This window comes from Cohnella suwonensis, from assembly GCF_042655365.1.
In the GTDB taxonomy this organism is placed as follows: Bacteria; Bacillota; Bacilli; order Paenibacillales; family Paenibacillaceae; genus Cohnella; species Cohnella suwonensis.
Genome location: NZ_JBHSMH010000060.1, coordinates 1 through 14,843, shown reverse-complemented (window position 1 = coordinate 14,843; position 14,843 = coordinate 1). Strand labels below are relative to the sequence as shown.

Genomic DNA, 14,843 nt, shown 5'->3' with positions numbered 1-14,843 from the left:
TCTAATACTTTATTTTTTCAGTCTAATGGTTTATTTTCTTTTAACAATTCGGTGAAATTCATCGCGTAAGTGGTCGCGCCGACCCTGATAATTTGGCGATTTCTCTTTGATGTAGCCCCAAACCTCGTCTAAATTTCGGCAAGCATGTACGCAACGTGGAAGTAACGACTTTATTCTATCGTTCTGTATTACCCTCGCCCTCGTTTGACGATATGTCGTATCGTGAGCATCCCCGCCTGTCCCTCTCGAAACCATCATCGTCTTTAATGATTCAACATCTATAAGTAAGCTATTCATGCTTCGTCCTCCAATCCTCACTACTTGCATTGTTGGGAAAAGGAGGGAAAAGACGTACAATGGAGAAATAAAGCGTATCGATGATAAAGGGGAAAATTGCACAAATGACATTGTACCAACGTGACTATATGACACTCACAGTAGAAGAAAAATCAATTAAAGAAGCGATGGACGCCACTGAAAAACTATACAACACTGGAAAGCTCCGAAAAGCGGTTAACTACCTGAGGTATCCAAAAGCGGTAAGACATAATTTAAGTTTTTTCCCTAACTACTATTTAGACACCGTTGACTTAAAAGACGAAACACGACTAAATGACTTAATAGCAAAATTTTTAAGTGACCTCAATAGTTCAAGCTCGACCGAAACTACGCTCATGGCTAATATTAAACGAAATGAAGCCTACTTCATTATCGCATCGATATTAAAAAGTTACGACTTTGGACACCATGACGCGTATATAATTCCTGAATTTATGTTAGGGAATACGTATCGTGTCGACTATTTAATAATTGGGAAAAACTCTGGTGGGTATGAATTTATTTTCGTCGAGTTAGAAAACCCGTATAAAAATATTACCACTCAAACGGGAGAGTTAGGTGCGACATTTAGCAAGGGAATTAAACAAGTTAACGACTGGAAAAGATACCTTGCAGCCAACTTCAAGACGCTTGAAGAGACCTTTAACAAATACAAAAATCCTACGATGGAACTTCCTGACGAATTTAAGACTTACGAACCGTATCGCTTTCACTTCGCTGTAGTTGCAGGCAGACGAGACAATTTTAATGACACTACACGATGGCATAAAAGACGTTTAAGAAGTACTGATGATATTGAAATTCTCCACTTCGATAATCTGTGTGACTATGCGACAGAAAAAATCGGGCATACGACTTACGGTTAATAAAAGCCATAAAGCGAGAAGACGCCGGAATTACTCCGACGCCTTCTTTTTTAATCGTAAACTTCTGGGATTTAAAAACTCCATGTTGCATCATGGAGTTTTTAAACAACTTTATTGTAAATTAAATGACTTTATTGTAGATTAAACAACTTTATTGTCAGAGAACAGCAGAACTCAAACAACTTTTCCTCTTACTCCACCGTCACGCTCTTAGCCAAATTCCTCGGCTTATCCACGTCATGTCCCAGCGCCAGGGACGCGTAATAGGAGATCAACTGCAACGGAATAACCGACAGCGCCGGAGTCAGCAGAGGCAACGTCCGCGGGATCGCGAAGTAGCGGTCGACCGACTTGGAAATCTCGGCCTCATGGCCTTCGTTCAAGATGCCGAGAACGTCCGCGCCGCGCGCTTTCGTTTCTTTAATGTTGCTAAGCATCTTCTCGTACAGATCCTCTTGCGACAGGAGCGCGATGACCGGCGTGCCTTCCTCGATCAGCGCGAGCGTGCCGTGCTTGAGTTCGCCTGCGGCATAAGCCTCGGAGTGGATGTACGAGATCTCCTTCAGCTTGAGCGAGCCTTCCATCGCGACCGCGTAGTCGACTCCGCGTCCGATGAAGAACAAGCTGCTGTGGTGGGAGATCGACTCCGCCACTTCCTTGAGCAATTCCGCCTGCGCGAGAATCTTCTCGACTTGCTCCGGCAGAGCTTCCATCGCCGCCAATACTTGAGCGACCTGCGCCTCAGATTTCGTGCCGAGCGTCTGCGCCCAGAACGCGCCGAACAGGAAGAACGCGATTAGCTGCGACGAATAAGCTTTGGTAGACGCGACCGCGATCTCCGGACCGGCCAGCGTAATGATGACATCGTCCGCTTCGCGGGCGACGGAGCTGCCGACGACGTTCGTGATCGCGAGCACGCGGGCGCCGCAGCGCTGCGCTTCGCGCAAAGCCGCCAGCGTATCGGCCGTCTCGCCTGATTGGCTCACGACGATGACGAGCGTCTCCGGCGTAATGATCGGCGAACGGTAACGGTACTCCGACGCGACGTCCGTCTCGACCGGAATGCGCACCAGGCTCTCGATGACGTTCTTGCCGACGAGACCGGCGTGCAGCGCGGTGCCGCAAGCGACGATGTGCACGCGGTTGATGCCCTTCAACTGCTCAGCCGTCATCTTCAGCTCCGGCATCGCCACGGAACGGCCGTCGTCGCTAATGCGTCCGCGCATCGTGTCGCGGTAAGCCTTCGGCTGCTCGTGCACTTCTTTCAGCATGAAGTGGTCGAACCCGGCTTTCTCCGCGGTCATCAGGTCCCAATCGACGTGGAAAATTTCCTTCGAGATCAGGTTGCCTTCGATCGTCAGCAGCTCGACGCCGTCGCGAGTCAACACGGCCATCTCGCCGTCGTTCAAGATATAAATATCCCGCGTATGCTCCAAGATCGCCGGAATGTCGGAAGCGATATATTTCTCTCCGTCGCCTACGCCGATAATTAATGGGCTCGCGTAACGTACCGCTACGAGACGATCCGGCTCGTGCTCGGTCAGCACGCCGAGCGCGAACGCTCCGCGCATTTTCTTCACCGCGCGCTGTACCGCCTTCACGATGTCGCCGTCGTACTCGACCGCGATCAGGTGAGAGATGACCTCGGTGTCCGTCTCCGACAGGAAACGGTGCCCGGCCATCATGAGCTCTTCTTTTAATTCCAAATAATTCTCGATGATGCCGTTATGAACGACGGAAAATTTCGAAGAATTGTCCGTATGCGGATGCGAGTTCACGTCCGAGGGCTTGCCGTGCGTCGCCCAGCGCGTATGGCCGATGCCGACCGTACCGCGCAAAGGATCGCCGCTCAAGCGGTTTTCCAAGTTGGCCAACCGTCCGACCGTCTTCGTCACTTCCAATCCTTGTTCCGTGAACACGGCGATGCCCGCCGAGTCGTACCCACGGTATTCCAGCTTCTTGAGTCCTTCCAGCAAAATAGGCTGAGACTCTCTGTTCCCTATATATCCAACGATTCCGCACATAATTAAATTAGCCTCCGTCTCGGGTTATCCGATGAATTGCCGGAGTACCCGCAACCGAGCCGAATGAGCGGCATAAGCCGTATCCAAATAAGGGGGATCCGGTGTCTTTCGACATCCCCTAACCTTGCACGTTATGCCCCTCGAGCGACCGGTTCCAGGCCGCCGGACATTGTGGGCGTCATCATGGACGCCTATCGTCATCGTATCGGAATTTTGTCCGCCCGGTTGCCCTAAGCGTTTTGAGTTCCGATTGTCGGCTCCGATGCGTAAGCCGGAGGGTCCCCGCCGAAATTTCGAACACCCCCACCTCGTCAACTTGCCGGCGGCAATCGTCGCGCGCTTCGCGGTTTTCTCGCTCCGATCAGCTTTCCCGTCCCTGATCTTCGCCCCCGTCGCGGCCCGATGCTTCGACAAGCTCTGGCGCTTTGTCGTGCTTATTCTTCTCTACCCTGCCCTTCCTTCTAGAATCTATCCCTTATCTTATTCGTTTTGACACGTCCTTGCAACCTCCGGGCAAGCATTGCCATCGGCATATGCCCGTTTAATCGGGACGGCTGGTCCTGCCCGAACGCAAAAACAAGCTCCCGGCCATAACGGCGCGGGAGCTTGCGATCCATCAAATAACCAATATCCGAAGCTTTCTTATACCAGCTCCGCCTTCACGACGTCCACGATCGAGGCCACGTGGCGCTCGATCTCTTCCCGCTCCGGCCCTTCGGCCATGACGCGGATGAGCGCTTCCGTGCCGGACGGACGAACGAGAACGCGCCCGTTGTCCCCGAGCGCCGTCTCGGCCGCCGCCACCGCTTCCGCGATCGCTTCGTTGCCCGGATAGCGCGATTTGTCCGCCACGCGCACGTTCACGAGCACTTGCGGGTACTTGCGCATCATGCGTTTCAGCTCGCCCAGCTTCTTGCCGGAAGCGACGACCGTGTCGACGAGCTGCAAGCCCGTCAGAATGCCGTCGCCCGTCGTGCTGTAGTCCAGGAAGATGACGTGACCGGATTGTTCGCCGCCTAAATTATAACCGCCGTTAACCATCTCTTCCATGACGTAGCGGTCGCCGACCGCCGTCTTCGCGGTGCGCAAGCTCAGCGTCTCCGCCGCTTTGAAGAACCCGATGTTCGCCATGACCGTCGTCACGACCGTATCCTTGGACAGCGTGCCCGACCGGCGCATCGCGTCGCCGCAAATGCACAGAATGTAGTCGCCGTCCACTTCCTCGCCGTTCTCGTCGATGGCGATCAGCCGATCGGCGTCGCCGTCGAACGCCAGTCCCAGATCGGCGCCGTGTTCCTTCACCTTCGCGGCCAGCATCTCCGGATGCGTCGAACCGACGCCCGCGTTGATATTCAATCCGTTCGGCTCCGCTCCGTACGCGATCACTTCCGCGCCCAGCGCGCGGAACACTTCCGGGGCCAGCTCGTACGCCGATCCGTGCGCGCAGTCTAGCACGAGCTTCACGCCCGCGAACGAGCCGCTTACCGTCGTTTTCAAGAACTCGATATATTTCGCTTTCGCGGCCAGATCCGTCGTGACCGAGCCGATGCCGCCGCCGACCGGACGAGGAAGCTCGTCGATATCCGCGTCCATGAGCCGCTCGATCTCCGCTTCCGTCTCGTCCAGAAGCTTAAAGCCGTCCCCGCCGAAAAATTTAATGCCGTTATCCTCGACCGGATTATGCGAAGCCGAGATCATGACGCCCGCGTCCGCGCCCATCGTCCGGGTCAAGTAAGCGACCGCCGGCGTGCTGACGACGCCTAGACGAACGACGTCCGCGCCGATGGACAGCAGTCCCGCCGTCAATGCGCTCTCGAGCATCGCGCCCGATATGCGGGTGTCGAGCCCGATCAACACTTTAGGACGCTCCGCGCGTCCCGCCAGCACGACGCCGCCGCAGCGGCCGATCCGATACGCCAATTCCGGCGTTAAATCTGTATTCGCGACGCCTCGAACGCCGTCCGTTCCGAAATATTTCCCCATAAGCTGCAATCCTGCTCCTTCGTTCTGTCATTCTCGCGGAAGCGAACGCCCCCGAGCGCGATGCGCCTTATTGGCCGCTTTCGTCTACGGGCGTTCCTTCCGAACCGTTAGCGTTGCCCTCGTCCGGAGACGTGCTCGCCGGCGCGGCGTCCACGATCTCGACCGTAATGTTCTGCGTTCCTCCGGCCAACTCCATGAACTTCTCCAAGTTCACGATAAGAGGAATCGTGTAAATTCCCGGACCGCGGCCGCTCAAGTCGGCGATGACGTCGACGTCTCCCGGGCTCAGCCTGTCGAGCAGCGCCGGCGCCCCTTGAATCGAGATGTCCGCCTTGCCGGCCGCGGGGTCCGTGATTGTCGCCTTCAAGCCTTCGCCCAGACCGCTAAGCGTGATGGGCAGTCCCTCCAGCGTTCTCGTCGCGGACAGCAGCACCTCGACCGTGACTTCCGCTTTCGCCGGCGACACCTCGATGAGCGGCGGCGCGATGATCAGCGGCACGGTCACTTTACCCGATGCCGTTAACGCATCCAATTGGATGTTGGCTTCGACGAATTCGATCGTGTCAAGCGCTTCCTGCGGTCCGTATACGGTGACCTGCTCCACGTCCGGCTTGAAGGACGCGATGCTCAGTCCCGGCTTCATATGCCCGACGAGTTTGAGCTGCAGCGGCACCGTCTTGAACGGATTCGTGATCGGCACCTCGACCTCGAGCACCGCCGGATCGATGACCGCTTCCGGGAACGGATTGCCGTCCTTGTCGTATGCGGCCAGCTTCACGCTCTTGTTCTTGATCGTTTCCTTCTCGCCTTCGACGGAGATCGTCGCGCCGACCCGGTCGACTTTCTCGAGCTGGCTCTTCGGCAGCTTCACGTGAACCCTGTTGCCCGGCATCAGGATCGGCGTGCCGACCTTATAGCCCTTGGCAGGGGCGCCCTGCGTCTGGATCGCGACTTCGAATTCCTTGATCTGCAGCGCCTCGATGTCGACGACGACCGTCGAAGGCGACATCGACACCGACGTAATGCCCGGCGGCAAATCTTCTACTAATGGCAGTGTATGCTGACCTTCGCCCACGGTTCGCAAGTCGACCTTAAGGCGATATTCGTTCGGCTGCGCGGACGCGAGGGCGCTGCGCGTACCTCTGACGGTCAGCTTGACCTTCTGCGGCTCGAGGCTGAGCAGCACGTAATTTTTCTCGTCCATGCCGTAAGCTTGAACGATGACGTCGTCGATGACTTTCGTCTCGTTAAGGGAAGTCACGTTGTTCGGCGACGGCTCGTCCGGATCGAAATGCACGACCGCCCACATGAGAAGAGCGAGGCCGAGCGCGACGAGCTTGGACGCGGTCGGGTGGTTCAACCATCTATCCACGGTTGTCACCTTCTTTCCGCTTCCAGAACGCCTTCCATTCCGTGCCCTTCGACTTGAACTGCGGCCGAAGCTCTTCGAACAGCTTCGAGATGAGCGATTCTTCCTTGATGTCGCGGACGATCTGGCCGTTGATGGCGAGCGAAATCTGTCCCGTCTCCTCGGATACGATCACGCTGATCGCGTCGCACACCTCGGTAATGCCGATCCCCGCGCGGTGCCTCGTGCCGAGCTCTTTGCTGATGAACGGATTCTCCGCGAGCGGCAAATAACAGCCGGCGGCCATGATCGTATTGCCCCGGAGAATGACCGCCCCGTCGTGGAGCGGCGTGTTCGGGATGAAGATGTTGCACAGCAGCTCCGAGCTCAGCTTCGATTCCATCTTGATGCCCGACTCGATGTAATCGTTCAAGCCCGTGTTGCGCTCGAACACGATCAGAGCCCCGATTTTGCGCGGCGCCAAGTAATTGAGCGACTTCATGACCTCGTTGATGCGCTGGCTGACGTCCAGTTCCTCCGGCGAAGACCGGGTGAACAGCTTGCCTCTCCCCAGCTGCTCGAGCGCCCTTCTAAGCTCCGGTTGGAAAATAATAAGGACGGTGACAACGCCGAACGTGAACATCTGGTTCATGAGCCACTTCAGCGTGTACAAGTCCAGCCAGGTGCTGAGCGCCCAAGTAATGACGAGAAGGAAAATCCCCCTGAGCAGCTGGACGGCTCTCGTGCCGCGCACCATTTTAATAAGCATATAGATGATGTAACTGACGATCAGCACGTCGATGATGTCTTTTACGGAATTCTTTAGTGTCAGCCCGGCAAAATAGTCCAAGACGCGACCCCCCGTCCCGGCGCTGGAATAGTTACGACGAAAAATGTCGGATTTGCAAACGTAATCTTCTTTATTATCTTTCTCTACTCGCGCCAAGAAATCCTGTCATCGACGCAAAAAAACCTCTCCGTGGCCCAGAGAGGCGTAATTGCGCGTTCCGGATCGCCCGCTTGCTTTTTGTCGTTCTGCGTCGAACGTAATTATGAGCCGTAAGCGAGCGTTCCGAAGAACGAGCTGACTTTGTACCAGAACCAATCCACCGCGCGGTCGATCGTCTTGATCTGCCCCGCGATATGCGCCGTGGACGCGAGAGGCTTTAATTCCCCGTCGATGACGGTCAGATTGCCTTCGATGTCGCCGAGCACTTGAACGTCACCGTTCGTCACCGTCAGATCGCCGACCACCTTCTGTCCTTCGGGAACGATGACATTGTTCCCTTCGATGATGAGGTGCGACAGATCCGGACCGGATACGGACAATTCCCGGCTTTGGTTCCACATCGACATGAAGCTCGACAGCATCACGACGACGAAGATCGCCGCGGCCGAGACGGCCGGATGGCGGCCGACCCAAGACGTCCATGCTTTCGTCGGGCGCCGTTTGCGCGGCAACGACTTCATGATCTTGTCGCCCAGATTTTCGGGCGTTTTCTCTATGGGCAGTGCTTTGACCAGTGCGTCGGTGCGCTCGAGCGAATCGTATCGGGCTTGGCACGCCGGACAACCGTTCAGATGCTCCCGCAGCTGATTCGTGTCTTCGCGGGACAAATCCCCGTCCAAATAGTCATGCATGTACACGACGGCGACGTTGCACTTCATATCAGCCATCCCTTTCTCTACGGAACGTCAGTCCGCAATCGATGCTTCTATACTGTACGCGCGGCTAATCGACGCGGTTTCATAAATTTGACGAATTGGACGTCCGGTAGATGTTTACAGCTTATGCTCGAGCTTCTTGCGGAGAAATTCCCGTCCCCGGTGCACCCTTGTCTTGATCGTCGTGACCGGCATGTCCAGCACGTCCGATATTTCCTGCAAGCTCATGTCCTGCAAATATCGGAGGATCATGACCGACTTATACTTCACCGGCAAAGTCGCGATCGCGTCCTGAATCAGCTTCTGCGTCTCCGAGAGCAGCAGTTCGCTCTCCGGGGTGCGTTCGTCGCCCGGAAGCATCGCGTACCCGTCGAGACCTTCGTGCTCCGACGATTCCGCGTCCAGCGAGTAGACCGCTTTGCGTTTCCTTAGCCGGTCGATGCATAGGTTCGTCGCGATTCGGTAGATCCATGTGGAAAATTTCTGATTCTCGTCGTATCGGTCCAAGTTCTTGTATACTCTCAGGAACGTTTCCTGCACGACGTCCTCGGCTTCCTGACGGTTGCTCGTCATCCGGTAAGCGAGATGGTACAGCTTGTCCTTATACAGGTCCACGATTTCCGCGAAAGCGCGCTGATCCCCTTTGCGGGCTAATCGCGCCAATCGCGTCTCCACTGGCTTCAAAGTGACTCCTCACCACCCTTCCCGGATACTGCCGCTTCCGCCTTCTTGCGCTGCGCGGCCGCGATGCCCGCGATAATAATCGCCACGCCGAGCATCTGCCACGCCGTCAGAGGCTCGCCCAAGATGGCGAAAGCGCCGAGCACGGCCGCCGGAAGCTCCATCGCGCCGAGCAGCGCGGACAGGCCGCTTCCGATTCGCGGTATGCCGTAATTGAAGCAAAAGTAAGGGAACGCCGTTCCCAGAAAACCTAGCAATGCGCCCCAGACGATCAGCGAACCGCCGATATCGATCGTCGCGATCGAATCTTGGGCGTAGATCAGCAGCACGAACCCCATCGACGCCGTCGACATGACCGCCGACTTGGCCATCGGATCGAGCCGCTCGGGGAGGAAGCCCGCCAAGAAGAAAAACAAAGCGTAGCTGACCGCGGATAGCAAGCCATAGAGGACGCCGACGCCGTCGATGCGGCCTAGATCGCCTTCCAGCAAACCGACGGCCAGCACCGTCCCCGCCGCGATGAGCAGCGCCGAGAGCCACTCCGGCTTGCTCGGCCATTTCCGCGCGCGAATGCTTTCTAGCAGAATCGTAATCCACGTGTACTGAAAAAGCAAGACGATGGCGAGAGAGGCGTCCAATCTAGCGAGCGCCTCGTTATAGAAGTTCGTCGTGAAGCTTAAGCCGACGATGCCGATCGCGACGAGAGCGAGCATGATTTTCCAACCCCATGCTCCGCCCGTCTCGGCTCCGCGCCCTTTCAAGCGCGAGATAGCCATCGCGAGCCATAGCAGACCCGCGCCGAACAACACCTGGGCTTGCGTAATGGCGCCTATGCTCCAGCCGTCCCGAACCGCGAGCTTGACGACGGGAGACATGAGCCCGTAGCTTGCCGCCCCCGTTAGCACGAGCGCGACCGCCCATGCCCTATTCCTGATCTGACTCATGAACAACCTGCCCTCTTGTCCGATCGGTCGGATTGCGCCCGCGTCCGGCTTAGGCCGATTCCGATCTTACTTGCGCGAAAGGGTCCGGGGAAGTACCCGGACCCTTCCTATTCTCGCGGCGTTAAGCCTTTGGCTATCGCGACCGGATCAGCCCGTATTGCGCAGGCCGGCGGCGATGCCGTTGATCGTGAGCAACACTTCGCGGAGAAGGTCTGCGTCGTCGCCGTTCTCGTCGCGAATGCCGCGCAGCTCCGTCAACAATTGCACTTGCATATAGCTGAGCGGATCGACGTACGGATTGCGGAGACGGATCGATTCTTGAATGACCGGCACGTTGTCCAGAATATCGTCCTGGCCCGTGATGGAAAGAATCCATTCCTTCGTCTTCGCGTACTCTTCCTCGATCTGCGTAAAGATGCGGTTCTTGATCGTCTCGTCCTGGATCATCTCCGAGTATTGCCGAGCGATCATCAGATCGGCTTTGCCCAGCGCCATCTGAAGGTTATCGATCAGCGACTGGAAGAACGAGTATTCGCGATACATCGTGCGAAGCGTCTCCAAGCGGCCTTCGTCGCCGCCGACGTACTTGGCGAAAGACGTTCCCGCGGCGTACCACGCCGGCAACAAGTAACGGCTCTGCGTCCAAGCGAATACCCACGGAATCGCGCGAAGATCCTCGAAGCGGTCGCTGCCTTTGCGCTTGGAAGGACGGGAACCGATATTCAGCTCCCCGACCTCCGGCAGCGGCGTCGACTCCTTGAAGAACGTCATGAAGTCCGGATCGCGGAAAATCAGATCCTGATACTTCGTCTGAGCGTCCACCGAGATGCCTCTCATGATGTCTTCCCACTGCGTCTCGACGAGCTTTTCCTGCGCCGGATAACGGGACAAGTACGCTCCCGTGAGCAACGCGCCGGTCGCTTGCTCCAAGCTGCGGTAAGCAATGCCCTTCATCGAGTAACGCGACGAAAGCACTTCGCCTTGCTCCGTGATCTTGATGCCTCCGCCGATCGTATGCGGCGGTTGCGCCAGGATGCTGCGGTTCAGCGGCATGCCTCCGCGGCCGAGAGCGCCTCCGCGGCCATGGAAGAACTTCAGGCGAACGTTATGCGCCTTGGCCGTGCGCGTCAGATCGTTCAATGCCACGCGAAGCTCCCAGTTTGCCGTCACCATGCCGCCGTCCTTGTTGCTGTCGGAGTAGCCGAGCATGATTTCGTGCAGGTCGCCCATCGCCGCCAAGCATTCGCGATAGACGGGAAGGTTAAACAACGTCTCCATGATCGCCGGCGCTTCGTGCAAGTCGTCGATCGTCTCGAACAGAGGCGCGGCTTGAACGGTGCAGACGATCTTGCCATCCGCATCGCGATAGAACAAGCCGGCTTCCTTCGCGAATACCATGACTTCGAGCAGATCGCTCGCGCCTTGCGTCATGCTGATCAAGTAACTCGTAATGCAACCGGAGCCGAACTCCTGCTGCGCCTTCTTGATCGTGCGGTACACTTCGAGACACTCCGTGCTGGAATCGCTGAGCGTGATCGACCCGTTAAGGAGCGGCTTCGCCTCGGACAACAAGCCGTGTAGCAGGTCGATCTTCTCTTGCTCGGACAGATCCGAGTAACGGTCCGTAACGCCCGCCTTCGCGAGCAACTCGGTCATCGCGTTCTCGTGTTCCTTGCTGTGTTGGCGCACGTCCAGCGCGGCCAGATGGAAGCCGAACAATTCGACTTGACGGACGAAACGCTTCAAGTAAGCGTCCGCGACGAAGTCGGCGTAATGGTGGCGCAAGCTTCGATCGATGAGTTCGATGTCCGCGACGAGCTCGGCGACGGTATGGTACCGTTGCTTCGTGCCTTTGAACTCGTCTTCCCTCATGTTCTTCAGCTTCTGGTGCATGTATCTCAGCTTGACCCGGTAAGGCTCTTTATCGTTCGTCCACGGCTCTACCGTGCGAAGCTCGACGTTCTGGCCGTCTTCGCGGATCGAAGCGAGCAGTTCGTCCGACACGTCGACGATCGTCGTGCTGAAGCTGAGCTGGCGACCGAGCGAGCGAATGATGTTCTCGTATTTATAGATAACGAGGTTGCGTTGCATCTGAAGCGTCTTCCACGTAATGTCGGCCGTAACGGACGGATTGCCGTCTCGGTCGCCGCCGATCCAAGACCCGAAACGCAAGTAAGTCGGCACGTGCCAAGACTGTTCCGGATAATACTTGCGCAGACACCGTTCCAGCTCCTCGTACACGTCCGGAAGTACTTCGAACAACGTCTCGTTGAAATAGTACATGCCGTTGCGCACTTCGTCGAGCACGGTCGGCTTGCGATCGCGCAGTTCGTCGGTCTGCCAGAGCGTCAGCACCTCGTTCTGCAACTGCTCGCGAAGCTTCTCGCGTTCCCGGTAAGTGAGCGTAGGGTTGTCCAGCTCCATCACTTCTTCGGCGATCCGCTTATGGATGTCGAGAACGTCCCGACGCGTCGCTTCCGTCGGATGGGCCGTCATGACGAGCTCAAGCGAAATATCCGTCAGCATGTCGCGCACTTCGTCGACGGACAGCTTTTTCTCCCTCAGCTTCTGAACGACGCTTTCGATCGAACCCGGTTGAACCGCTTCTCCCGTCGAACGCTCGTAATCGCGTTTGCGGCGAATCCGGTGGTTCTGTTCCGCGATGTTCACCAGTTGAAAATAAATGGCGAAGGCGCGAATGACTTGATGCCGGATGCCCGGCTCCAATGTCTTGACCGTGCGAATGAAATCCTCATACAGCTCCGGCAAAAACTCGGCGCGTAGCGCTTTGCTCATTTCCCGGATTTTCTCAACATGTTCAAGCAGTTCCCGACCACCCTGATGCACGAGCACTTCACCTAGAATGTTGCCTAGAAAGCGCACATCCCGACGCAGCAGATGATTGGACGGAGAACGTTGGCTAACTGCCATTTCCGTCATCGCGTTCACCCCAGATCTTGCATTTCGAAGAAAAAAACCTATCTTTTATCATACTACATCAATCGTCGAAAATCTTCTTTTTCATGCGGTAAACGCAAAAAAAGCTCTCCGAAAATTCGGAGAGCCTGCCGTTCGGGCCGATGTAAACGGTTGCTTATTCCAAGCCGTGCTCGATTCGGATTTTGTACAAGCCTTGAACGAGCAACTCGGAAGGCTCGCGATTCAGCAATTGATGAGCCATGAGAACGTGAAGCGGCATCGCGCATACGTTGTTTCCGTCTTGAATCGAAGGGAAGCCGGCTTCAAGGACGGGGCCATGCTCTTCGTTAAGGGCGAGTCCGGCGTACACTTCCTCCGGAGCGAACTCTTCCTTCACGGCCGCGATGCATTGCGGGACGATGACGTTGTCGATCAGCGCTTTCGCCGCGTCTTCGGTTTGCGGAGGCGTCGGAAGCAGTTTTCCCCCCGGCGTCTTCATCAGATCCACGTAGAACGAAGCCATCCATTGGGACGGATCGCCGCCTTGTTGGAACTTCGCGATCAATTCGCGCAGGAAGAAGCCGCACGCGTAGCCGTCGCCTTGCTCGTCTTTGACCTGGTATACGAAAATAGGCCCGTAGATTTGATGACCCATCACTTGTCCTTCGACATCGTCGAAATGTTGTTTCAGGGCGACCGTGCCGTTATGATGAACGGCGCCGATCAGTTCTTTCATCTTCTCTTCCGGAATTTCAGTTTGGCTGCCGTCTACCGTCGTTTCGTTCGTTTCGTTGGACATTGCCGCTTCACCCGCCTGGAATCCTATTGGAATTCGAAATAAATAAAACCCTTGTTAGACAAGGGTTGAAGGTCTGTTGTGCGAGATCGGTGCAAGAAATATAATGGTCGGGACGACACGATTCGAACATGCGACCCCCTGGTCCCAAACCAGGTGCTCTACCAAGCTGAGCTACGTCCCGAGAGTATAAAGAACCGATTTCATTTTCTGCCGATTGGCTGAAATGGATCGATTGCTAAAACGAAATCATAGTGGAGCGGGTGATGGGAATCGAACCCACGCTATTAGCTTGGAAGGCTAAAGTTCTACCATTGAACTACACCCGCATAAAGATGGTCGGGACGACACGATTCGAACATGCGACCCCCTGGTCCCAAACCAGGTGCTCTACCAAGCTGAGCTACGTCCCGACAGTATGAAGTTGAAAATGGCGCGCCCTGAGAGATTCGAACTCCCGGCCTTTTGATTCGTAGTCAAACGCTCTATCCAGCTGAGCTAAGGGCGCATATGGAGCGGAAAACGGGATTCGAACCCGCGACCTTCTCGTTGGCAACGAGATGCTCTACCACTGAGCTATTTCCGCATATAAGGGTGAAGATGGTGCGCGTAGAGGGACTTGAACCCCCACGGTCGCCCGCCAGATCCTAAGTCTGGTGCGTCTGCCAATTCCGCCATACGCGCATGCATAATTGCGTACCATTTTGTGAAAATGGTGAGCCATGAAGGACTCGAACCTTCGACACCCTGATTAAAAGTCAGGTGCTCTACCAACTGAGCTAATGGCTCGAAATTGGCTGGGGATCAAGGATTCGAACCTTGGATGACGGAGTCAAAGTCCGTTGCCTTACCGCTTGGCTAATCCCCAACGGTAAGCCTTGAAATGCGATAATGGTGGAGGCTGAGGGGATCGAACCCCCGACCCTCTGCTTGTAAGGCAGATGCTCTCCCAGCTGAGCTAAGCCTCCGTATGTCTGGTGACCCCTAGGGGATTCGAACCCCTGTTACCTCCGTGAAAGGGAGGTGTCTTAACCGCTTGACCAAGGGGCCATGAATGGTATTGGAAGTGGAGCTCTCAACCGGGATCGAACCGGTGACCTCATCCTTACCATGGATGCACTCTACCTACTGAGCTATGAGAGCATAATCAATACCTAGCGATAGAGCATTCCAATCATCAGCCTGGCGGCGTCCTACTCTCCCAGGACCCTGCGGTCCAAGTACCATCGGCGCTGGAGGGCTTAACGGTCGTGTTCGGGATGGGTACGCGTGGGACCC

At 56.1% G+C, this 14,843-nt stretch carries 10 protein-coding genes, 11 tRNA genes and 1 rRNA gene; 1 reads left to right on the top strand and 21 read right to left on the bottom strand.

Features of this window, described 5'->3' with window-relative positions:
* Positions 1–401: 401 nt before the first annotated feature.
* Positions 402–1,205, top strand: coding sequence for a Shedu anti-phage system protein SduA domain-containing protein (locus ACFPPD_RS16865; protein WP_209751085.1), 804 nt, complete (start codon positions 402–404; stop codon positions 1,203–1,205).
* Positions 1,206–1,396: 191 nt separating this feature from the next.
* Here ACFPPD_RS16865 and glmS read toward each other — a convergent pair whose 3' ends face one another.
* From glmS to rrf, 21 genes are all read right to left on the bottom strand, one after another.
* On the bottom strand, positions 1,397–3,229 hold the full coding sequence (gene glmS / locus ACFPPD_RS16860) for a glutamine--fructose-6-phosphate transaminase (isomerizing) (RefSeq protein WP_209751083.1): 1,833 nt from the start codon (positions 3,227–3,229) through the stop codon (positions 1,397–1,399).
* Between the two features lie 642 nt (positions 3,230–3,871).
* Positions 3,872–5,212, bottom strand: coding sequence for a phosphoglucosamine mutase (gene glmM, locus ACFPPD_RS16855; protein ID WP_209751081.1), 1,341 nt, complete (start codon positions 5,210–5,212; stop codon positions 3,872–3,874).
* Positions 5,213–5,279: 67 nt separating this feature from the next.
* The gene (locus ACFPPD_RS16850) at positions 5,280–6,584 is read right to left on the bottom strand and encodes a CdaR family protein (RefSeq protein ID WP_209751079.1); all 1,305 of its coding nucleotides are present in this window, start codon (positions 6,582–6,584) and stop codon (positions 5,280–5,282) included.
* Positions 6,577–7,410 (bottom strand): diadenylate cyclase CdaA, encoded by an 834-nt coding sequence (cdaA, locus tag ACFPPD_RS16845; RefSeq protein ID WP_209751078.1) that lies wholly within the window; start codon positions 7,408–7,410, stop codon positions 6,577–6,579. Before cdaA ends, ACFPPD_RS16850 begins: the two co-directional genes overlap by 8 nt.
* A gap of 200 nt (positions 7,411–7,610) precedes the next feature.
* Entirely contained in the window at positions 7,611–8,228 is a 618-nt protein-coding gene (locus ACFPPD_RS16840) for a zf-HC2 domain-containing protein (RefSeq protein WP_209751075.1), read from the bottom strand.
* A gap of 114 nt (positions 8,229–8,342) precedes the next feature.
* A complete protein-coding gene (gene sigW, locus ACFPPD_RS16835) occupies positions 8,343–8,900 on the bottom strand; it encodes an RNA polymerase sigma factor SigW (protein WP_378082680.1) in 558 nt (185 codons plus the stop codon).
* 5 nt (positions 8,901–8,905) lie between these two features.
* Positions 8,906–9,850, bottom strand: a complete 945-nt coding sequence (locus tag ACFPPD_RS16830; RefSeq protein WP_209751071.1) for an EamA family transporter — start codon at positions 9,848–9,850, stop codon at positions 8,906–8,908.
* Between the two features lie 147 nt (positions 9,851–9,997).
* A complete protein-coding gene (gene ppc, locus ACFPPD_RS16825) occupies positions 9,998–12,790 on the bottom strand; it encodes a phosphoenolpyruvate carboxylase (protein WP_209751069.1) in 2,793 nt (930 codons plus the stop codon).
* 154 nt (positions 12,791–12,944) lie between these two features.
* A complete protein-coding gene (locus tag ACFPPD_RS16820) occupies positions 12,945–13,568 on the bottom strand; it encodes a hypothetical protein (RefSeq protein ID WP_209751067.1) in 624 nt (207 codons plus the stop codon).
* A gap of 104 nt (positions 13,569–13,672) precedes the next feature.
* A tRNA-Pro gene (locus ACFPPD_RS16815) sits at positions 13,673–13,749 on the bottom strand.
* 71 nt (positions 13,750–13,820) lie between these two features.
* Positions 13,821–13,894: transfer RNA gene (locus tag ACFPPD_RS16810), tRNA-Gly, on the bottom strand.
* 7 nt (positions 13,895–13,901) lie between these two features.
* A tRNA-Pro gene (locus ACFPPD_RS16805) sits at positions 13,902–13,978 on the bottom strand.
* 18 nt (positions 13,979–13,996) lie between these two features.
* Positions 13,997–14,073 (bottom strand) — tRNA-Arg (locus ACFPPD_RS16800).
* Positions 14,074–14,076: 3 nt separating this feature from the next.
* A tRNA-Gly gene (locus ACFPPD_RS16795) sits at positions 14,077–14,151 on the bottom strand.
* 15 nt (positions 14,152–14,166) lie between these two features.
* Positions 14,167–14,249, bottom strand: a tRNA-Leu gene (locus ACFPPD_RS16790).
* Positions 14,250–14,278: 29 nt separating this feature from the next.
* Positions 14,279–14,354 (bottom strand) — tRNA-Lys (locus ACFPPD_RS16785).
* A gap of 5 nt (positions 14,355–14,359) precedes the next feature.
* Positions 14,360–14,433, bottom strand: a tRNA-Gln gene (locus ACFPPD_RS16780).
* A 24-nt stretch (positions 14,434–14,457) separates the two neighbouring features.
* Positions 14,458–14,533 (bottom strand) — tRNA-Val (locus tag ACFPPD_RS16775).
* A 7-nt stretch (positions 14,534–14,540) separates the two neighbouring features.
* A tRNA-Glu gene (locus tag ACFPPD_RS16770) sits at positions 14,541–14,615 on the bottom strand.
* A 17-nt stretch (positions 14,616–14,632) separates the two neighbouring features.
* A tRNA-Thr gene (locus ACFPPD_RS16765) sits at positions 14,633–14,708 on the bottom strand.
* A 37-nt stretch (positions 14,709–14,745) separates the two neighbouring features.
* A 5S ribosomal RNA gene (gene rrf, locus ACFPPD_RS16760) occupies positions 14,746–14,843 on the bottom strand; the annotation flags it as partial.

Bases quoted from the DNA above. Each gene is read 5' to 3' on its own strand.
- ACFPPD_RS16865 (WP_209751085.1), top strand. From the start codon at position 402: ATGACATTGTACCAACGTGACTATATGACACTCACAGTAGAAGAAAAA.
- glmM (WP_209751081.1), bottom strand. From the start codon at position 5,212: ATGGGGAAATATTTCGGAACGGACGGCGTTCGAGGCGTCGCGAATACA.
- ACFPPD_RS16840 (WP_209751075.1), bottom strand. From the start codon at position 8,228: ATGAAGTGCAACGTCGCCGTCGTGTACATGCATGACTATTTGGACGGG.
- ACFPPD_RS16830 (WP_209751071.1), bottom strand. From the start codon at position 9,850: ATGAGTCAGATCAGGAATAGGGCATGGGCGGTCGCGCTCGTGCTAACG.
- ppc (WP_209751069.1), bottom strand. From the start codon at position 12,790: ATGACGGAAATGGCAGTTAGCCAACGTTCTCCGTCCAATCATCTGCTG.
- glmS (WP_209751083.1), bottom strand. From the start codon at position 3,229: ATGTGCGGAATCGTTGGATATATAGGGAACAGAGAGTCTCAGCCTATT.
- ACFPPD_RS16820 (WP_209751067.1), bottom strand. From the start codon at position 13,568: ATGTCCAACGAAACGAACGAAACGACGGTAGACGGCAGCCAAACTGAA.